Origin of the sequence: Streptomyces showdoensis (assembly GCF_039535475.1) — a bacterium.
Classification (GTDB): Bacteria; Actinomycetota; Actinomycetes; order Streptomycetales; family Streptomycetaceae; genus Streptomyces; species Streptomyces showdoensis.
Window position 1 is genome coordinate 458599 of sequence record NZ_BAAAXG010000012.1, and the last position, 21074, is coordinate 479672.

General features: G+C 75.1%; 9 protein-coding genes and 1 pseudogene. 6 read left to right on the forward strand and 4 right to left on the reverse strand.

The window, feature by feature from the left end:
* Nucleotides 1-84 precede the first annotated feature (84 nt).
* From ABD981_RS08820 to ABD981_RS08840, 5 genes are all read left to right on the forward strand, one after another.
* Nucleotides 85-1878, forward strand: coding sequence for a hypothetical protein (locus ABD981_RS08820; protein ID WP_345528629.1), 1794 nt, complete (start codon nucleotides 85-87; stop codon nucleotides 1876-1878).
* Nucleotides 1875-2489 carry a hypothetical protein gene (locus tag ABD981_RS08825; protein ID WP_123955056.1) on the forward strand — a complete coding sequence of 205 codons (615 nt, stop codon included), beginning with the start codon at nucleotides 1875-1877 and terminating at the stop codon, nucleotides 2487-2489. The genes ABD981_RS08820 and ABD981_RS08825 overlap by 4 nt, the downstream gene beginning before the upstream one ends.
* Nucleotides 2490-2500: 11 nt before the next feature.
* A complete protein-coding gene (locus ABD981_RS08830; RefSeq protein ID WP_046911033.1) occupies nucleotides 2501-3520 on the forward strand; it encodes a hypothetical protein in 1020 nt (339 codons plus the stop codon).
* A 14-nt stretch (nucleotides 3521-3534) separates the two neighbouring features.
* A complete protein-coding gene (locus ABD981_RS08835) occupies nucleotides 3535-7194 on the forward strand; it encodes a hypothetical protein (RefSeq protein ID WP_345528632.1) in 3660 nt (1219 codons plus the stop codon).
* Nucleotides 7195-7596: 402 nt separating this feature from the next.
* Nucleotides 7597-9573: a hypothetical protein gene (locus ABD981_RS08840; RefSeq protein ID WP_345528634.1), complete on the forward strand. Its 1977-nt coding sequence runs from the start codon at nucleotides 7597-7599 to the stop codon at nucleotides 9571-9573.
* Here the strand turns inward: ABD981_RS08840 and ABD981_RS08845 are convergent.
* The 3 genes and pseudogenes from ABD981_RS08845 to ABD981_RS08855 form a co-directional block, all read right to left on the reverse strand.
* Entirely contained in the window at nucleotides 9560-10663 is a 1104-nt protein-coding gene (locus ABD981_RS08845) for a trypsin-like serine peptidase (RefSeq protein ID WP_046909458.1), read from the reverse strand. The two genes, ABD981_RS08840 and ABD981_RS08845, sit on opposite strands and share 14 nt — an antisense overlap.
* A gap of 40 nt (nucleotides 10664-10703) precedes the next feature.
* A complete protein-coding gene (locus tag ABD981_RS08850; RefSeq protein WP_046909457.1) occupies nucleotides 10704-16100 on the reverse strand; it encodes a trypsin-like peptidase domain-containing protein in 5397 nt (1798 codons plus the stop codon).
* A gap of 111 nt (nucleotides 16101-16211) precedes the next feature.
* Nucleotides 16212-17073, reverse strand: a pseudogene (locus tag ABD981_RS08855) (DNA/RNA non-specific endonuclease).
* A gap of 107 nt (nucleotides 17074-17180) precedes the next feature.
* Here ABD981_RS08855 and ABD981_RS08865 point away from each other — a divergent pair.
* Nucleotides 17181-17987 carry a caspase family protein gene (locus ABD981_RS08865; protein WP_046909455.1) on the forward strand — a complete coding sequence of 269 codons (807 nt, stop codon included), beginning with the start codon at nucleotides 17181-17183 and terminating at the stop codon, nucleotides 17985-17987.
* A 34-nt stretch (nucleotides 17988-18021) separates the two neighbouring features.
* On the opposite strand, the gene ABD981_RS08870 is transcribed toward ABD981_RS08865, so the two are convergent.
* A complete protein-coding gene (locus tag ABD981_RS08870; RefSeq protein ID WP_046909454.1) occupies nucleotides 18022-21000 on the reverse strand; it encodes a helix-turn-helix transcriptional regulator in 2979 nt (992 codons plus the stop codon).
* Nucleotides 21001-21074: the final 74 nt, after the last annotated feature.

The following is a 21074-nucleotide window of genomic DNA, read 5'->3' on the forward strand; positions in this document are numbered from 1 at the left end:
GGCACCGGCATCCTCACCGGCATCCAGTCCGGCCTCGCCGGACCCCAGGAGGACCGGTGGCTGCTCACCGCCCTCCTCGGCACCATGGGCCGGCTGCTGTGGGCCGTCGGCTGGGAACGCGACCACCTGCGCCGCCAGCTCACCCGCACCGTCGCCCAGCGCTCCCCCGCCCAGGCCTTCGGCGTCCACCTCGACCGCAACGGCGCGGGCCTCGGCGTCGTCCGCGCCCCCGCCGAGACCGACGACGCCTACCGGCGCCGCCTGACCGTCGCCCGCCGCTGGACCCTGCCCACCCCCGCGGGCCTCCTCGCCGCCGTCAACGACGCCGTCGGCCCCGTCGACGGCGTCGCCGATCCGCTCGTCCTCGACGACACCGACGCCGAACTCCGGCGCGGCCTGCTGCCGTTGCGGGTCGCCCCCCTCGACCTCCCGCCCGGACAGAGCGTCGACCTCCTCGGCACCCTCGGCACCGACCTGCCCCGGCTCCCCGTCGACGAGGTCTTCCACCCCGGCCTCCTGGTCACCCTGTCCCCCTTCGCCGCCATCCACCGGCCCCTCCCCGGCACCCCCGAACCCCTCCTCGTCCAGAACGTCGTCGCCGCCGCCATCGGCCGGCTCAACCTGTTCGCCTCGCTGTCCGTCGTGCACGCCGGGTACGACCCGAGGGCCACCGACGCCCGCGCCACCGGCCGCGCCGTCCTCCTCAGCCACGACACCATCCCCAGCGCACGGCTCGCCGCCCTCGCCCACTGGTCCGGATTCGACCTGGTCACCCACCGCCCGGACGGACTCGTCCACGCCGAGTGCGCCCCCGGCGAACTCCTCGGCATGGAGACCAGGGACGGCACCGTCGACGTCGACGCGACCCTCACCCTCTCCGTCCGGCCCCTCACACCGCCGCCCGGCTCCCTCGTCCGCTGGTACGTGCTGCGCTGCGGCGCGGGCCGCGGCGAACTCGTCGGACCCACCGAGGGCAACTCCGTCGTCCTCCGCGGCCAGGCCGCCGGCCGTCTCGTCGTCGTCGCCGAACTCCGCCTCGCCGACCTCACGGCCTCCGCCACCCGGGAGATCGTCATCCGTCCCGTCACCGTCGCCGACAACACCGCGATCGGCGCCGACGGCACCCTCGACCCGGCCCCGCCACCGCCCATGCCGCCCGGCGAGGGCCTCCACCCCGCCTTCCTCGTACGCCACGACGACCCCGCCCACGCCGAGTACGGGACCGACGCCGAGACCCACCGGATGCGCCGCGAGCTCGCCGAGCACCTCGACGCGCTGATCGCCCTCGTGCCTCCGGGCACCACCGGCAAGCTGGCCGTCCGCAGGGACCTGAGCGCGACGGCCGGCCCCCTCGCCAAGGAGGCCCGCGAACTGCGCCTCAGCCACCCGGGCCTGCCGCCCGGCACCCTCGGCGCACTCGCCCACCGGGCCGGCTTCAGCCACGTCCGCGTCGCCGGGGGAGTCGTCACGGTCGCCCAGGAGCACCAGGACCCGGTCAGGGTCACCGCCCCCGGCCTCTTCCGCGACGTCCTGCCGATCGGCACCACCGTGCCGCTGACCGTGACCCCCTCGCCCGCCGAGATCGGCGCCGCCGGAGTCCTCGGCTGGTCCACCGGCGACGGCGCCGCCGCCCTCCGGACCACCGCCCCCGGCACGATGTCCGTACGCGGCGAACACGGCGGCCCCGCCTGGGTGCAGGCCTCCTACCGGACGGGCGACAAGTCCGGCGCCTACCAGTTCACGGTCCGGCTCCGCCCCGAACTCGCCGGCCACACCCTGCCGCCCGCCACCCGCTCCCTGATCGTCCAGCTCCTCGACGACCTGCGCCCCCTCGGCGTCGAGGTCGTCACCCGTCTCCTGCCCGGAGGGAACCCGTGACCGACATCGTCTTCAACCCGACCTTCAAACACGTGGCGTGGGTGGACAACCGCGACCGCGTGGCGGCGAGCGGGCAGAACGGCTTCAACGTGCGCTTCGACTCGATCCAGCGGGACCTGGAGGCGCTGTCGTCGGTGGTGCGGCAGGTCGACGTGGGGCTGAAGGCGGCGGGTCAGCGGCCGACGGTGGAGCGGAAGCTGACGCTGGCGCCCGCCTTCACTCCGCTGTCGCCGGCGAAGGCGTGGGTCCTGGACCGCAACGGCGTCGCGGCCCGGACGTCCTCGCTCGACGCCTCCGCCCAAGGGCTCCTGGCCGTGACCCCGCCCGACGGGGGCAGGCTGGGCAAGCTCCGTGCCACCGGCGTCAACAGCGGCAACGCCTCCCTGACCATCGCCCTCTACCGGGCCCCGCTCGCCGACGCCGCCAACCGCGAAGTGCTCGCCCAGCTCGACTGCACCGGCGCCTTCGGCGATGCCCGGGACGTGGCACAGGACAAGAACCGGGTCGACATGTCCGTCTACCGCTACTTCATCACGGCGGCGCTCAGCTCCGCGACCGACAGCGACACCATCTTCGTCTCCAGCGTCCAGCTGTCCTACTTCACCGAGTGAACGGAGTCCCCGTGCCCGGCAACCTCTTCCTCCCCATCGACATCGACCGGGGCGCCAACAGCATCGACGACGGACAGCGCCCCTGGGCCCACGAGGACGTCCACCCCTGGTACAACAACGCCGGCATCCTGCTCCACCTCGTCGAACCGGACCCCACGGGCGAACTGCCGCAGGACGGCTACCAGACCCGGGTGGGAGCGGACACCACCGTCAAGGTCACCGTGAAGAACAAGGGCTCCCAGCCCATGAACGGCGTCGAAGTCCAGGCGTGGGTGTTCCCGCCCGGCATCGGCGTCATGAGACCCGGTCTGGCGATCAGGAGTTTCGTGAGCGACGGCGCGGCCGTCGTCCCGGCGGGCGGCGTGACCCAGTTCACCCTGGTCCAGAACTGGAAACCCGACCAGACCGAGTTGGACAGGTCGAGCGACGGGCACGTGTGCCTCGTCGCCAACTGCTTCCAGAACGACACCGTGCAGAACCCGGAGGGCCATCTGGCGCCCCTGGACGGTGACCACTCCGACCTGCACCCTGACACGAACCAGCATCAGGGACAGCTCAACATCATGCTCCTTCCGGCTCCCAGGGTGACCCGCAAACTGCCCAAGAAGGTGCCGACGACGACCTACCCGCCGCCGGGAGGGGAACAGGCCTTCACGGTCAGCGCCGCGCACGTGACGACGAAGCCGAGCAGCGTCCAGCTCTCCGTCCTCGCCAAGCATCCCGGCGTCGTGGCCACGGAGGCCGGCCTCGCCCGCGGCGAGCTGAGCCTGACGACCTCGAACGGGCCCGTGCCCATCACCGTCGGCACCGAGCCGCCCGGCTTCGAGCTGACTCCGGGCCTCGTCCCCGGGCTCGACACCCGCTTCCGCTTCGACGTGGACCGGCCCGACCGGGTCGAGACCGATCTCGCCGTCCAGCTTCCCGACGACCCGGAGGTCGGCAGCCTGCACACCTTCGACCTGGGTCTCTTCGACGAGCGGGGCGGACTCGTCGGCTCCGGCCTCCGCGTCATGATCCTGGTCACCGAGTAGCCGAGGCCGCCCCCTTGGAGATCCACGTCCACGTCCCGGTGAGGATCACCCTCACCGGCGAGCCCGGCCCCGACGAACTCGCCGCGCTCACCCGGCGGCTCACCGCGCTCGTCGCCGGGCGGCTCGCCCGGGCCGAGCGGGAGCTCGGGCGCGGGCGGCGGGCGCCGGCGTGGGCGGCGGGCGGGGGCCCGGCCCGGGAGGTGCACGAGCCGGGGCGGGACGTGGACGGGGGGTACGCCGTGCCCTCGTACGGGGCCGGCGGGCGCCCCGCCACGGTGCCGGTGCGCGGCAAGGAGCCCTGGACCGTCGTCGGCACCGCGAAGGCGCGCATCGAGGTCGGATGGTTCCTCCGGTACGTGGAGGAGGTGCTGGGGCAGTCGTTCCCGGAGGCCGTGCTGTACCGCTCGCTCGCCGGCACGGTCCGTGACGTGGACGTCTGGCTGGTGCGGCTCCACAAGGCCTACGTCCCCCGCACCTTGGGGGAGGAGCTGGTGGTCGGGAGCTCCGCCCGGGAGAAGGGCGGGCGGACCGTGCCCGCCTGGGCGGTCGCCGGTTCGGCCGCCTCCCTGCACCGCCTCACCGCGGCCGACGAGAGCGGGACCGTCGCCGCCCGGATCCCGCGCGTGCCCCCGCAGCACGTCGTCTTCACGTCCATGCGGCTGCCGCGCGTCGACATCGGCGACGCCGCCGTGCTCGGTCCCGGCCGCAAGGTCCGCATGACCGTGCGCGACGCCGGCTTCTGCGTCGACCCGTTCGCGTTCGAGTGGGCCACCGGTCTCCCCTGGAACCGGTACGCCGAGGAGTACGCCTCCGAGACCGTCCCCGTCCGGTTCCAGCCCGCCGTGCTGCGCCCCGCCTCGAACCCGGTGCGCACCCCGGCCGGCATCGAGCGGGACGCCCTCTTCCTGCTGCTCGACCGGTACGTGGGCGACCACACGGAGCGCCGCGCACCGGCCGCCCGGCTCCTCGTCGCCGAAGGGGACGCCTTTCCCGGGGTGCCCGAAGCGGCGCTGCGGGACCTCGAATGGCCCGGGGAGCCCGGGGAGCGGGTGCTCTACTGCCGGGCCTCGCTCGACCTCTCCCCGGAGGCCCTCGACGCCGCGTACTTCCGGCCCACGGCCCGGCGACTGGCCGCCGGCCTCGTCCCGCTGATCGGCGACCACGGCTTCGGCAACGCCCTCGCCGCACTGCTCGACGAGACCGAGCGGTACCCGCACGGACGGGCCGGCGGCCTCTTCGGTTACGTGCTGGAGAGCATCGAACGGCACGGCAGGCTGGCGGAGTTCTTCGACGCCGTCGACGACACCCAGCGGTTCGCCCTGCGGCTGCACCTGCTCCAGCGGTGCGAGTCCACCCCGTACGCGGGGCACGAGCGGGTCCGCGCCCTGCGCGCCGCCCTCGCCCGGGAGCGCGAGGCCACCACCGCCCACGCCTACACGGTCGGCGGCATCGGACAGGGGGCGGTGCGGCTCGACCGGCGGCCGGACGGCAACGTGCTCGCCGGAGACCTCCTGGGCGGAGTCGACCTCCTCTACGAGAAGAGCACCACCGTCATGCGCCCCAAGCCGGGCAGGGCAGAGGCGCTGCGCGCCGAACTCCTCGCCCAGGGGAAGTCGATGGTCGAGGAGATCCTTTCCGGGCAGGATCAACACGTCTACGAAGAGGGGGAGTTCGCCGAGACGGTCGTCGCCCGGGCCGTGCGCGGCGTCCGGCTGGGGCCCGAGGACTTCGAGGAGGTCGAGGTCGAGCTGGGCATCCGGCTCCTGGAGGTGCTCGCCACCCAGGAACAGGGACTGCCCTCGTACGCGGTGCGGTTCGAGATCGTGTCGCGCGTCGCAGGGCGCGGCGCGCCGTGGGGGCGGGCCGCGGGGCCCGTGCTCGAACCGGTCGGCGCGTTCGAGGCGCGGCTGGTCGAGTGGCGGCTCGGCCGGGCCGGGGAGGCCTACCGGCTGGCCGGCTTCGCCGTGATCGCCGTCGGCGGCCTCGCCCTCGCCTGGGAGGCGGGCGTCGTCGCCTCCCTCGTGCACCTGGGGCGCGGGGCCGGGAGCTCCCTCCTCCGGCTGGGCGGCGGACCGGGCGCGGTGCGCCTCTGGGTCGGGGCCTCCGAGGCCTTCCATCTGGTCAAGGTCATCCTCCACGAGGAGGAGGCCACCCTCGAAGGCTTCGTCACGGCCGCCGTCGACGGCTACCTCGCCCTCGTCGGCTACCGGATCGGCAGCGGGCTCGGCGGTCTGGTCGCGGGCCGGATCGGCACCACCCTGCTGCGCGCCCGGATCGCCTCCTGGCTCGCGGGCAAGCTCGTCACCGGTGCGGTGGGCGGCGGCGCCGCGGCCGCCCTGACCACCTTCGCCCATGACGTCGTCGCCGCGCGGTGGTCGGGCATCGACACCTACGTGCGGACGATGGAGTTCGGCGCGGTCGTCGGCGTCGTCGGCGCCTTCACCGTCGAGCCGCTCCTGCACGGACTCCTCACCCGGGCCGGGCCCACCCTGGTCAAGGCCGCCCTGCTGACCCGCCTGCTGAGCGGCGAGGGCGTCACGGCCGAACGCTGGGCCGAGGCCATGGCCCTGACCCGGCGGCGGATGGAACAGACCCTGTCCCAGAGCCTCCCGGCGGCGGAGGCCAGGACCTGGGCCCGGGCGCTCGGCGAGCGCGTGGACGAGGCGGCGGAAGGGCTCGCCCACGCGCAGGCGCGGCCGCGCGGCACCGCCTCGCGCGTCCCCGCGCGCATCGAGCCCGCGCACGAGACCCCCGCCCGGGCGCCCGCCTCGGCGCCCTCACCCGCTCCCGCGCCCTCACCCGCTCCCGCGCCTGCGCCCGCGCCCGTGCCGGTCTCCGCCGCGGCCGTCGCCGCGGCGGCCCGGCCCGGACCGGCCTCCGCGTGGCCGAGCTGGGCGCGGCTGAAGCAGGCCTCGCTGACCGACCGCGAAGCCGCCCTGGACCGGCAGTGGTACGAGCGGGCGCGCCCCGAGACGCTGCGCGCCCGCGAGGCCCACGACCCGGTGGCCAAGGAGTTCCTGGACGAGCAGTGGGGCGGCCCCAAGCGCCCGTACCAGCCCGAGCGGCCCACCGACCCCGCCGTACAGCAGCGACTGCGCCAGGACCTGGCGGCGGCCCGTGCCGCCGTCGAGGCCGAGCGGCGGCGCCTGGAGGAGGCCGGGCTGCGCGCACCGTCCTCCCGCGAGCCCGCCGGGTTCGAGGAGCGCTCCACCCCGGCCGGCGAGCAGGAGGTGCCGCCCACCGCGAAGGCCGCCGCCGGGTACGAGGGCACGGTCGCCGTCGCCCGCTCCGACATCCCCGCCCTCGCCGGAGAGCTGTTCACCGGCGGCTCGCCGCGCGCCCTGGGCTCGTACGACCCCGCTCACGCCATCCGGCCGCCGGACGACGTGGTCGTCCCGCAGGCCCACGGCCATGCCGAGCAGGACCTCGGCCAGCAGCTGGACGCCCGCCTCGCCCGCCTGACCGAGGCCGAACGGGCCGCCGCGCGCGGCCACACCGTCTCCATCCGGGTCGACCAGGAGGTCTGCTCCGTCTGCGCCGCCGCCCTCGGCGGCGGGCCGCGCGCCGGGGTGCTCTCCCGGCTCAGCGCCCGCCACCCCGAGCTCGTCTTCGAGGTCACCGCCGACGACGTCAGCACCGTCTACCGCATCGTCGGCGGAAGGAGGGTGCGGTGAACACCGGCCGTCCCGAGCGCCGTTTCCACCTGCCCGAGGCCGTCGTCCGGCCCGAGGGGCTGCCGGCGGACACCGCCCGGCTGCTGGAGGCCGCCGTCCGCCAGGCCCTCGCGGACGCCGTCCGGGCAGCCGGCGGGCAGCCCTCGGACCCGCCCGCGGCGGCGGCTCACGACGCGGCCCGCACCGGGGCGGAGGAGCCGTCCGAGGACGGCTACCGGGTGCCCGGTTACGACGCCGCGGGCCGCCCGGTCACCGTGCGGCTGCGCCGCGCCCCCCCGGTGGGGTGCGCCGGGCCCCGCGGGCGGGCTCGGCCTCGGGCCGGGCGCCGGGACCCGCGGGCGCAACCTGGGCGGTGGCGCCCGGACCGGGCCGGAGCTCCCGAGCGCCACCGCGGCGGCTCCCGTGCCCGCACGGCCCTGGACGCCCGAACGGCTCGCGGCCCTGCGGACCCGCATGGGGCCCGAGTACGGGAACGCGCGGCTCGGCAGGATCGACGCCGACACCCTCGTGATCGGCTCGACCGGAATCCGGCTCCTCCCGGGGCTCGGCGGCACCGACGGGGAGCGGACGGTCGCCGCCCGGCTCGGCCCCGGGGCCTTCTACCTCGAACCCGTCGCGCACGACCGGGTCGGCCTGGCCGCCCTGACGGACCTCGGCGGCGGCTACATCGTGCACCGCGTCACCCCCGACGGGCGCCGCCACGACGCCGTCCTCCGCCTCGTCACCCGGGGCACCGCCCCCGTGCCGGCCGGCATCCTCGCGTACACCGGCGATCTCACGACGATCCGCGAGGTCAGGATCGTCGGCCGCCGTCCCGGCGACTTCCGGACGGCCGCCGCGCTGATCGCCGCCGACGTCGACCGCGGCCTTTCCGGCGCGCCCGCATCGGTCGTGGCCGCGACCATGAAGGACCACCTCAAGGGCCTGGACGACGTCGAACTCAGGGCCTGCCTGGAGGAGTTGCGCAGGCGCGGCAAGCTGGGGAAGACCCTCGCCCTGGTCCAGGTACGGGCGTTCCGCACCTACCTGCGGGAGCGCGGGGTGCCCTGGACCTACATCTACGCCAACTGGGAACCCAGCGCGACCGACGGCACCCAGCTGTTCGCCGGGATCCTGTGGGGCGTGGGCGAGTTCGAGTACCAGGCCCTGGAGCTCCTCGGCACGCTCGTCGGCTCGGTCTTCGACGCGCGGCTCGCCGAGGAGCGCAACCTGCTGTGGGCCGCGCTCGTCACGGCCGTCACGCATCCGGTGGTCACCGCGCAGGAGGGTGCGAGGCAGCTGGTCGAGGCCTTCGAGGAGAAGCTGGAACAACTCGAGTTCTTCGACGCCGGGCGCATCATCGGGCAGATCGTCATGTCCCTGATCGCCTTGGCCGAGGCGGTGAAGTCCCTGCCCGGGATCGGCAAGGGCGCAGCCCGCGCGGTGGTCGCCTTCAACCGCGTCGGCGTGGCCGCCCTGGACCGGATCGGCGTGCGGCTGCTCGACGTGTACCGCCTCCTGCTCTCCGAGCGGCCCCTGAGGATCACCACGACAGGGGTGCTGCTCAGCATCGGCGAGGGCGACGAGATCCTCGCCGCCGGGGCCAAGGCCAAGGGCACCTCCGTGATCTCCAAAGCCGAGGCCGTGAAGGCGGTCGTGGAGGCGGGGGAGAAGGAAGCCGAGCGCTTCTTCACCCCGGCGGAGGTCGAGGATCTGCTCAAGGCCCTCGACGAGGCGGAGCGCAGGAACCCCGCGACGCCGCACGCGGGCGCGCCCGCGGCGGCCGCCGTGCTCACCGTGGACGTGCTGGAGGAGCTGGTCGCCCAGGCGATGGCCGAGGTCGGGTCCGGCATCCCCTCGTTCTCCGTCCGCGGCACCAAACTGCACTCCGCCTTCTCCCGCCTGGTCCGCAAGCGCTTCCCGAACAGCGGCCTGACCGTTCTCAGCGAGACCAGACTGCGCAGGATCGCCAAGCTGCCCGCCTCGGTCCTCGACATGCCGATCGAGACCTATGTGAAGTCCACGCCCGGCCTGGCCGAGCTGGAACAGCAGCTCAGGCCCCTGTTCACCGGTGAGTCCGGCCCACGCCGGATCGGCGGCCTGCGCCCCGACCTCGTCGTGCGGGCCCCCGGACGCATCGTCGTCTTCGACCTGACCGGCACCCAGCACATCGAGCACTTCGCGAAGAACATGTTGTACACCCACGTGCTGCGCGAGGCCGGCGAGGCGGCCTTCGTGGGAGAGACGTACTGGCGTCACTTCGACATGACCGCCGCCGAGTTCGCGGAGAGGTACGCGAAACAGATCGCGGCGCACGAGAGCCGGCTCGCGGAGGCGCGGCGCAGGCTCGCGGAGCGGTTCGGCAAGCCGCCGCCCACCGGGCCCGTCACACCCAATTGACCTTCGCCTGCGCGAGCAGCGGATCGTCCACCATCTCCCACAGGGGTACGGCCACGTTGCCGATCCGGTAGCGGCCGCCGAAGTGGAGGCCGAGGACGCGGTGGTCGGTGAGGTCGAAGACCGGGGAGCCGCTGTTGCCGCCCAGGGTCGAGCAGTCGTGCTTCATCACCCGGCCGCCGGGCGCGAACTCCGTCGTCATGCCCGGCTGGAGGCGCTTCACGTTGTAGATGTCCATGAAGATCCGGCGCATCGACTCCGGCTCGTTGCGGCGCCCGTCCCACGCGGGGTAGCCGATGACGTACACGGGCCGGCCCGGCACGCTCGCCGGGGCGTCCGCCGCGACCGCCAGCGGGGTCGGCAGCTGCTCGCCGTCGTGCGGGGCGATCCGCAGCAGCGCCATGTCGACCTCGGGGTGGATGCCGATCACCTCGGTGATCTCGTACGGGAGGGAGTCCGCGACCGGCACCGGGCCCGGGGCCTGGTGGGCGGGCAGCTCCTCGCCGGGGTCGACCCGGGCCGACATGCCGTCCCGGAAGGTCCAGCCGGTGCCTTCGGCCCGGCTGAACTCGGCGGCCACGTGCCGGTTGGTCATCACCGCGTCGGGTCCCACCAGGAAGGCCGTGCCAATCCAGTCGAGGCTCGGGTGCCCGGTGACCTCGACCCGGCCGACCCGGGCGATGGACTCGTGGATCGCCGTCCGGCTCGCGTCGAGCACCGCCCAGTCGCCCGGCTGGGAGGCGAAGTCCTGCCCCTGCACCAGGATCGCGGGGCGGCCCTCCAGGAGGACGATCGCCTCCACGCCGAAGTACTCGTCGTCGTCGACCTCGTCGGCCCGGTCGTCGGCCAGCTTCTCCAGACCGGAGACGCCCGCCTCCAGCACCCGGGCCCGCTCCTCCTGGGCGAACCTCCCGATCTGGGAGGCGGAGGCGACGCCGGGCGGCAGCTCCTCGGCCGACTCCTCGTACTCGATCTCCGCCTCCAGGCCCGCCCGGACCCGGGCGGCAACCTCGCGCAGATCTCCGAAGACCCGCTCGGGTCCGGTCGCGACCGGTGACCCGCCGCGCGAGCCGCCGCGTGATCCGTTGCCCATCTCCCGTCACCTCCGTGTGCGTCCGTCCCGGCCGTGTGCGTCACGGCTGTTCGAAGAGGGCGGTCTGGGCCGCCATGATCTCCTCGTACACCTCCGGCCGGTTCTCCCGCAGATGGGCGAGGACCCGGCTCATCTGGGTGCCGACGTTCACGAACGCCGTCGCCCGGCCCTGGAAGTCGACCTCCTCGATCCGCTTGGTGCCCCGGTGCAGCGCGACCACCGTCCAGCCGTCGTCGAGGACGGGCGAGCCGGAGGAGCCGCCGCGGGTGTCGGTGAAGTAGACGACGTCCTTCTCGTCCGCCTGGTAGACCAGGTTGTTGCGCAGCGCCACCCGCTTCGGGCGGCCGCCGGGGTGCTGGATGATGTTGACGGCGACGGGCTCGCCGCCGACGGAGGCCAGCGGGACCGTCGACACCCGCAGCACCGGCCGCCCGGGCTGCACCGCCGTCAGCCGCATGATCGCGTAGTCCAGGGCCTCGTCCCAGGCGATCAGCGCGCCCGCCGTCGCCTCCTCGGTCTCCGTCTCGTCCGAGCCGTAGTCGAACCGCGAGCGGGAGTTGCGCACCTGGAGCTGGAGGTCGTCGTCGGCGACCAGGGCCCGCGGGGTGCCCGGCGTGCGGGTGCGGGCGGTGACCACGTGGTGGTTGGTGACCAGCAGCCCGGGCGCGATGAGCCAGCCGGTGCCCGCGTGCGGGTACGCCGGCTGGAGCGGCGCCCCCGACTGGTACGGCGGGACGCTGATCCGGGCGACGGCGGCGCCGGCCAGGAAGCCGCCCTGGAGGAACTCGAAGGGGACCGTGTCGTCACGGAAGACGATCTCCTCCTTGAACTCGGCGGGCAGGAAGTCCACCGGGAGTTCGGGTTCGCCGGCCGCGTCGCGGGACACGTCGTCGAGGGCACGCTGGAAGACGGCGACCGGTCCCGGCTGGACCGTCATGGTCAGGGCGTTGCGGAGCCAGACCTCCAGCGGGACCGTGCCGTCGATCAGCCGCTCCACCCGGTTGACGGTCCGCAGGTCGGAGCGGATCTGCTCGAACGGGGTCCGCTGGAGCGGCAGTCCGGCCCGGAAGTGCCGGGTGGTGCCGGCGAAGAGCTTCGGCCGCAGCTCGGTGTCGGCGAGCCCGGCCTCGACGGCCGCGCTCTGCACCCGCAGCAGCTCCTCGTCGGTCAGGTACGGGACCGTCCGCCAGGCCGCCTGGGCGGAGTCGGGCGGCGGGGCGAGGCCGGCCAGGGGCCGGCCGGGCTCCCCGTCGAGCCGGGTGCCGAAGCCGTGGGGGCGGCCCGGGGCGGGGGCCGGGGTGCCGGCGTCCATCGCGGCCACCACGCCGAGCAGCAGGTCGCCGCTCCGGTCGCGGAGGGTCAGGGCCCGGCGCGCGAGGCTGTCCAGGGTGCCGTGCCGCAGGGCCTCCCGCAGCGCGTACTCGACCTGGGCGTGCGGCAGGGCGTGAACGGCGGAGGCCGAGGAGGAGGAAGCCGGGGCGGCGGTGGGGGGCGGGACCGTCGCGGCAGCCGTCGTGGCATCCGCCAGGGCATCCGCCGTGGCACGGGTCGTTGCGCCGGCCGGGGCGCCCGTCACGGCCGGCGGGGCGGGCAGGGGCCGCGGCTCGGCGCGGTCGTCCGCGCCGGCTCCGGCGGCGGCCGAGGCCAGGATCCGGCGCAGCGGCTCCCGCAGTTGGGGTTCGTCGGCCATCGCGGTGTCGATCCAGCGGGTCAGCGCCGCCACCACCGCCTCGTCGTCGCCGGGCAGCCCCACCAGGCGCAGGGTGTGCTCCAGGACGTGCGGGTCGACGCGTCCGGCGGAGGCGGCGGCGGCCCGGGCCAGGGCGGGCTGCTGGGCCAGGGCCTCGTCCGGGATCCCGCGCAGCGTGCGGGCGAGGCGGCGGTCGGTCTCGTCGGAGCCCTCGTCGGCGACGACCGCGAGCCGGGAGCGGGCGACCAGGACTCCCATCGACTCGTAGGGCAGGCCGAGGCCCGCCGCGAGCGACTCGGCCTCCTGGAGCGAGCGGTCGGCGTCCGCGAAGTCGCCCGCGTCCTGGGCGAGCCGCGCGGACAGCTGCAGCAGCTCCAGCCGGGTCTCCGCGCAGCCGGCCTCCTCCGCCCGGTCCACCGCCCGGTCGGCGGCGTCCCGCGCGTCCGCCGCGCGGCCGGAGCGGGCCAGGGTCTCGACGAGGAGGGCGTGCAGCCTGCTGCACGGGGTCCACGGCTGCCGCTCGGCGAGCCGTTCGGCGGCGGCCTCCACGTACCCCTGGGTGAGCAGGTCCTCGACCTCGCGGGCGGCGATCCGCTCCCAGTCCTCCTGATCGGCCTCGGCCATGATCTGGTCGGGCACGTGCCCGCCGATCCGGCCGAGCAGGAAGGCGGCCGAGCGGGGGGACATGTCGTGGTCCGCGCCCACCAGGTAGCTCTCGACGCCCGGCTCCCAGCGCAGCTCCACCGCGCGGGGGTTCTCGCCGAGCCGCAGCCGGTGGTAGATCTCCTCGGCGCGGGCCGACGGCCCCTCGCGCGCCGCGTAGTAGGCGACGGCCCGGGTGTCCACGGCCCGCATCAGGTCGGTGCGGGCGCTGTCGGAGAGCCGCAGCATGATCGTGCGCAGGTCGGCGCGGTGCCGGATGGCCTGCGGTCCGGCCGACTCCATCAGGTCCAGCCGGGAGGTCAGTCTGCCGAAGAGCATGCCCGCCTCGGTGGCCGAGCCGATGCTGAGCCCGGCCGGTTCGGCGAGGACCTCGCGGACCAGCTCGGGGGTGATGAGGCGCAGCGCGAGGCCCGCCTGCACCAGGGCGCGCACGGAGTCGTCGGCGATGTGCTTGAGGATCCGGTCGTACAGCGTGCCCTGGATGAGCATCTGGTCGACCTTGTGGTGGAAGTACCGGCGCCGGGAGGGCAGGGTGGTGAGCAGTTCGCCCAGGGACTCGGACTCCTCGCCGAGGACGACGGCCGTGCGGGCGGCCAGTTTGAGGCTGAGCGGGTGGCCGCCGACCCGGTCGTACAGGCTCCTGGCGACGTCCTCCTCGTCGACGCCGGAGGACATCAGCAGCTCCACGGCGGCCTGTTCGTCGAGTTCGCCGAGTTCCATGGTGCGCGGGGTCATGACCTTGGCGGGGTGGTCGATGGGCGCCCGGCCGGCGACCACGTACCGCAGTCGGGGGTAGGCGGCGCGCAGCGCGGTCCACACCGCCCACATGCGGGACATCACGGGGGAGCCGCGGTACTGCGCCTGCTCGAAGGAGTCGAGCGCGAGCAGCAGCGGCGGGGCCGTCCCGCCGGCCGGTGTGGCGACGGCCCGCGCGACGAGTCCGGCGAGCTCGCGGGCGAGTTCCTGCTCGTGGGCGGAGGCGCGGGCGTGGAAGCCCGCCGAGTAGTCCCGGCCGAGGGTGGCCCGGGTCGCGGAGAGCTGGTAGAGCTCGTCGAGCTGGTTGCGCTCGCCGCGCTGTGCGGCGGCGGTCTCGCCGCACCGGTCGGCGAGGGCGTCGAACGCGGCCCGGTGGGCGGGGTACTGGATGCCGAGCTGCCGGGCGGCCTCGGCGAGCATCGTGGCGGGTTCCTGGATGGAGAGCGTGGGCCGCTCGAAGTCGATGTAGGCGAAGGGGAACCCCTCGGGCGCGGACTCGCGCAGGCTGTCCAGGAGGAACTTGGCGAGCAGGGTGCTCTTGCCGATGCCGCCGATGCCGTGGATGAGGACCGGGGGCTCGGCCGGTTCGGCGGGCAGCGCGAGATAGGAGCGCAGCGCGTCGAGTTCGCGGATCCGGCCGTGGAAGGTGCCCTCGACCAGGAGCCGCATCGGCTGCAGCAGCCGGGCCCGTTCGAGCCGCCGCTGGACCTCCTCGGCCTCGGGCAGCATGCCCTCGGTGCCGGGCACCTGACGGAGCCAGAGCACGGCCTGCAGGAGGTCGGACAGCTCCTCGACGCTCGGTTCGGAGCCGAGCGGCAGGGCGCCCCAGAGCAGGGCGGCGGCGGTCCGTTCGACGCGCGGGCCCTCGGGGAGCGCGTCGAAGTCGGCGGCGCCCAGGGCGGCCTGCGCCGCGGCGGGCCCGCTGAACCCCCGCAGGGCCGCCTCCCGCACCTCGGGCGTGAGCACCCAGCGCAGGGCGTGCTGCGAGGCGGCGAGCGCCGTGCAGTCGTCGACGAGCTCGGCGACGGCCCGGCCGGTGGCCCGCTCCTCGCCGGGCAGCCGCAGCAGCGCGGGGTCGAAGTCGTCGAGCAGGCAGGCCGCCTCGCGATAGGCGCGGCGCGTCTCGGACACGGCCGGCACGGCGGGGGCGGCGGGGCTGCGCAGGGCCCGGCGCAGCGGGCCCGTGACGTCGCGGCCGGGGGCGAGGGCGAGATAGGTGCGGACGGTCTCCTCGACCGCCGTGCAGACCCGGCGCATGTAGCTGTCGGCGGGGTCCGCGGCCTCGGCGGCCCGCAGCACCTCGGCGACCGCCGTCTCCACGAGCGCGGGCCGCAGTTCCTCGTCCGGCGGTGTCGGCGACTCCCGGAAGAACTGCTCGAAGAACGCCCGCAGATCGTCCGCCTCGACCACCCGCGCGGTGTCGCGGACCTCGTTCTTGCGGATGTCGTACGGGAGTTGGCGCAGCGCGGTGGAGTAGCCGAGCAGCACGAGCCGGGGCACGGTCTGGGTCCGCACCGGCGTGTGCTCGTAGATCGCGAGGGCGAGCTTGCCGATGCAGTCCCAGACGTCGGAGTTCGGGTCGAGGGTGTCGCACTCGTCCAGGACCAGCCAGAAGCGCTCCTCGGCGGCGGTGGCGCGGCTGACGATCCGGTGCACGGCGTCGTCGATCGACGGAAGTGGATCGTTCAACCGTGTGGGGTTCAACGGAACTCCGTCGGTGCCCGGCTCCGACACGAACTCGTCGAGCCGCCCGACCAGCCGCGCCGCCGTCGTCGTCCGCGTCAGCGTCACCCGCACCGGACGGAACCCGCAGTGCTGCCCCAGATGACGGATCAGGTGGTACGTGTACGAGCGCCCGCTGTCCGGCTCCCCGTCCACCACCAGGACCGTCTGCTCCGGATCGGCCACGAAGAGCCGCAGCTTCTCGCGCAGCTCCGCCCGGTCGATGAAGACCGCCGTGCCGTCCCGGAGCACCACCGTCGAGAAGGGGTCCCGCTCGGAGTGCGCGACCTCCTCGTCCTCCCGCAGCCGCCCGAGCAGCGACCGGAGCTCCGTCCCCCGGCCGGCCGCGTCCTTGGCGTCGAGCCGGTCGAGCGAATCGAGCCGGGCCAGGGCGGCCAGCAGCCGCCGCTGCTGCCCGATGTCCTTGCGGGCCGCCCCCACGATCCGGCGCGCGTTCTCGTCCCGGTCCGGGGTGAGCGGCAGGTCCGCCACGAAGATCTTGCTGAGGGCGCTGCGCAGCAGCCCTCTCCGGGGGTCGGGGTTGTCGAGAAGGTGGTCCCGCACCCAGCTGGTGACGAGGCCCCACTCCGTCTCGGTGAGAGGCATGGCTCACCTGCCCGCCGTCCTTGCGCCGAATGAGGACGGACTTCCCTGCCATCCTCTCCCCGGCCCCGCGGCGCCGCAATCGCTGCCGGGCCCGGGGCGTCCGGGGCGCGCTCAGCCCTGCATCACGATGTCCTCGAAGCTCTCCAGCCGGCGCCAGCGCTCCTCCGGCGACCGGGTCGGCGGCATCAGGTCGACGTCCGGCAGCGGCCCGAACTCCAGCTCCGTGATCTCCGCGACGTCCGAGACCGGCACCTGGTACGTGCGGTACGGCCCCAGCGGCGGCGGCGCGCCCGCCGTCGCCCCGGCCAGCGCCCGCTCCGCGTCCCTGCTGAGGTCGGGGCTCTGGTCGAGCACGTACGCGGTCGAGGCCAGCGCCCCGTCCTGCATGAAGGCGGCCACCTTCCAGAACCGCAGCGGCACCTGGATGCCCCGGTACGGCGGGTCGGAGTCCTGGAGCACCGGCCCGGTGAGCACCACCAGCTTCCGGTCGTACTCGGCCGCGTGGTCCAGCAGGTAGTTCTCCAGGCCCTGCCACAGCTGCTTGCCCTGGTTGAACACGTCCGCCTGCGGCGCCGCGTTGGTGAAGTGGAAGGTGTCCGTGTTCGCCGCGTCCGCCTCGCCCGCCGCGCCCCACACCGGGTCGAGCCGCCGGACCAGGTGTCCCCCGGTCCAGGCTGTTGTTGCGGTAGACGTCGTCCCCGGTCTGCTGCTCCTGCGGCAGCCGCGGGTCGAACAGCCAGACGTCCTCGCGGGGGACGTCCTCCAGGAGCCGGGCCCCCTCGATGCAGACGCCGGTCGAGGCGGCGAGCCGCCGGTCGGGCCGGAAGACGACGCTGAAGTGCGTGTACGGCAGGACCACGGTCTCGACGGAGGCGCGCACCGGCAGCGGAAGGGGCACCACGGGACCCAGGAAGGCCTCGTCGTAACCGGGGCGGTCGTCGAGCCGGTCGTGCCGGGAATCGCTTGGGTTCATACGATGTAAGTACCGCGCGGGGGAGGGCTGCCCACGGCACCGGCCCCGCAGGCACTCGAACAGACGCCCCCCCGGTGCCCCCTCGCCCCGTCCAAGGAGGCACCACCATGCCCACCGGACTCTCCCTGCACGTCGGACTGAACAGAGTCGATCCCGACCGCTACGACGGCTGGGACGGCACCCTCGTGGCCTGCGAGAACGACGCCCGCGACATGGCGAGGATCGCCACCGCCGCCGGCTTCTCGCCCACCGTCCTGCTCACCGAGGAGGGCACCGTCGACCGGATCACCGCCGCGCTGCGCGAGGCGGCCGACAAGCTCGCGGGCGGCGACATCCTGCTCTTCAGCTACTCGGGCCACGGCGGCCAGGTCCCGGACGTGACCGGCGGGGACCACGAACCCGACAAGCGCGACGAGACCCTCGTCTTCTACGACCGCCAGTTCCTCGACGACGAGGTCCACCAGGAGTTCCTGCGCTTCGACGACGGCGTCCGCATCATCACCTTCTTCGACTGCTGCCACAGCGGCACCAGCATCGAGCTGCCGGGCGCGGCGGACGGCGCCGGGCGCTACGTGCCCGAGCCCAAGCAGATCGAGCTCTACGAGCGCGACCGGGACTTCTACGACGAGCTCCAGCGCTCGCTCGCCAAGGCGGCGGCCTCGGGCAATGGCGCGGGACCCCCGGTCATCCTCGTCTCCGCCTGCCAGGACAACCAGGTCGCCGCCGACGGGGACGTCAACGGAGCCTTCACCGAGGCGCTCCTCGACGTCTGGCGCGACGGCGCCTTCAAGGGCGACTACCGCACCTTCCACCGGGCGATCCAGGGCAAGCTGCCGCCCAGCCAGAGCCCCAACCTCTACACGACCGGCTCACCCACGGAGGCGTTCCTGGGCCAGAAACCCCTCACGGTCTGAGCACGGCCCGGGCCGCCCCCCGGGCCCCCGGGGGTCACGGCCGGAGCGCGGTCGCCAGCTGGGCGCGCGAGCGCACGTCCAGCTTCTGGTAGATCCGCGTCAGCCGCGCCTCCACCGTCTTCACGCTCAGATACAGCTTCGCCGCCGCCTCCTGGTTGCTGGCCCCCTGCCCGACCAGCCGGGCCAGGCGCAGCTCCGCCTCGGTCAGCGAGGACAGCGCGGGAAGCGCCTCCTCGCCCACCGGGGCCTCACCCACCGGGCCGGCCGGCGTCTCGCTCGTCAGCGCGAGCCACGGCGCCGCCCCGGCCCGCTCGAACACCCCGGCCGCCGCCTGCAGCGCGCCCTGCGCCGCCGACCGGCGCCGGCGCCTGCGCTCGACCCGGGCCAGCGCCACCAGCGCCCGGCCCCGCTCCAGCGGCAGCCCCGCCCGGGCGAAGCGCTCCGCCGTACGGGTGAGCAGCTCGGCCGCCTCGTCCGTCCGGCCCTCCGCCGCCAGGCACAGCGCGTACGCCCGGTCGCAGCCCAGCAGCACCGAGGTCCGCCCGAGCCGCTCCGCCACCGGCCGCACCTCCGCGAGGACCGCCGCGGCCTCCTCGACGGCGTCGTGCGCGAGCAGCGCCTCCGCCAGCTCCTCGTGCCAGCGCAGCATCGACGGGTCGACCGTGGACTGGGCGCGCTCGTTCGCCTCCACCCGGCGCAGCGTCTCCAGCGCGGCGGCGACGTCCCCGTTGACCAACTGGACCCGGCCCAGCGCGTACAGGCTGCGGGAGAGGAAGACCCGGTCGCCCTCCTCCTCCGAGGCCTGGACGCTGCGCCGGGCATAGCTCGCCGCCCGGCCGAAACTGCCCCCGGCGGTCTCCGCGAGCGCGAGGGCGTACCACGCCGGCCCGGGGGACAGGCCCGCCTCCAGGGTGAGCGCCAGCGACTGGCCCGCGTGCGCCAGCGCCGCGGAGCAGGGCCCCAGCCGGGACTCGATCTCCGCCAGCGTGCTGAGCAGCTCGATGGTGTCCTCGACGGAGCCGCGCCGCTGCACCAGCGGGAGCAGCGCGTTCAGCTGGTCCCGGGCGTCCACGAGCCGCCCGTCGAAAAGGGCGTGACGGATGGTCAGGATCTGGGCCGCGTTGCGGATCCCGGCCGGCCGCTCGGCCGTCTCCAGCGCCCGCGCCTGCGCCAGCACCCCGTCCGCGTCCGAGGAGCCCAGCGCCCGCTCCATCCGCGCCTGCACGGTCAGGGCCTGCGCCGCCGTCCGCGGATCGCCCATCGAGGCGGCGAGCGCGGCCGACTCCATCGCCGCGGCCCGCGAGCGCAGCGGATCGCCGTCCGCCAGCACGTACTTGACGGCGAGCCGGAGCTGCACCGCCGCCCGCAGCGCGGTGTCGCCCTCGGAGTCCTCCATGGCGTGCACGTACATCTCGTCGAGCCCGGTCAGGCCCTGCCCGGCCGTGTCCAGGACGGCGAGCCGCGCCCGCACCCGGTCGGCGGGCCCGGCGTCGCGGGCCAGCAGGTCCGTCGCCGCCCGCATGGCGAGATCGGCGCGCGCCGCGCGGGCCGCCTCCTCGGCGGCGTCGACCAGCCGGGCGATCCGCCGCGGTCCGTACTGCCCGGGCGTCGACTCGGCGGCCAGCAGGGCGAGTTCGGCGGCCAGTCCGCGGTTGCCGCGCCCGCGGGCCAGGTCCGCCGCCGCCCCGACCGCGGCGGCCAGCTCCTCGTCCGGGGCGTCGGTGGCGAGCGCCCGGTGCCGCACCGCCTCGACCGGGTCGTCGACGACCTGCGCCAAGGCCGCGTGCCCCGCGCTGCGCTCCGCCCAGCAGGCGTCGTGCACCAGGGTGGAGGGCAGCAGCCCGGCGGTGAACGCGACCGTGCCGTCCTCGGCGAGCGACACCAGTCCGGCCCGCTCCGCCGCCGCCAGGTCCGCCTCCGCGTTGGGGCGCCCGGCGCGGCGGACCAGCGCCGCCGTGGGGCGCAGGGCGAGCGCCGCCAGGAGCAGCGTCTCGCGCACGTCCGGCGGTGCGGCTCCCAGCAGTTGCCGGGCCAAGTCCCGGGCCCGGCCGGACAGCGTGAGCGCCTCCGCGTGGTGCACCGGCGTACGGGCGTCGGCGAGCGAACGGCCCACGGCGAGCGCGAGGCGCGGATTGCCGCCGCTCGCCTTGTGGATGCGCCCGGCCATCCGCGAGGGCAGCCGGTGGTGGATGAGGAGTTCGGCGATCTCGTCGGCGTGCAGCGGCGGCACGAGCAGCACGTCCGCCTCGGACGGCACCCACAGGTGCGTGTCGTGCGGGTCCTGCGTGCCGTACGCCTCGTACGCCTCCGGCGTCTCCACCGAGACCACCCGCAGCGCGGGCGGCGCCAGGTGCAGGGCGAACCGGAGCAGATCGGCGCTGTCGGGGTCGATGTGCTGCACGCCGTCGACGACGAGCAGCGCGGGGCCGCAGGCGGTGAGCGCCCGCAGGATCCGGGCGATCCCGAGCCGCAGCGCGATCGGGTCCCAGCCGCCGTCGTGCAGCGGGGCCTCGCGGCAGAGCATGGCGACGGCGGTCCGCTGCGGGCCCGGCAGCGCGTCGAACACGCCGGACGGGGAGGCGCCGAGCGGACCGGGGGCGGCCGCCGGGAGGCCGGCGAGCGCGGTTCCGTACGCGGGAGTGGAGCCGTCGTGCAGGGGGAGGCGCGGCTCCGGGAGCCCGGCGTCCTCGTCGGTGCCGGACGGTGTGCCGGGCAGGGGGCCGGGCGCCGCCTCCGCCCCGGCGGGAGCGGGCCAGCTGACGGTGGCCGCGACCGAGGCCACCAGGGCGGCCGCGGCCGCGCCGGGTATGTCGCGGTCGGCGGGGAGGGTGGCCAGCCACAGCACGGTCTCGCCGCGTGCCTCCGCGCGGGCCGCCGCGGCCAGGGCGACCTCGGTCTTGCCGACTCCGGCCGGCCCGGTGAGCAGCGCCCGGCCCCGTGACTGCAGCACGCGTTCCAGGCGGGCGAGGAGTTCCTCCCGGCCGACGGGCGGCGCCGGTGGCGCTGTCGTCATGCTTCCACCACCCTCCGGCCCGCGGGACCCGGCCCGTGAGCCCCGTTGCGCAGAGAATACGGAGCCTGTCGCCC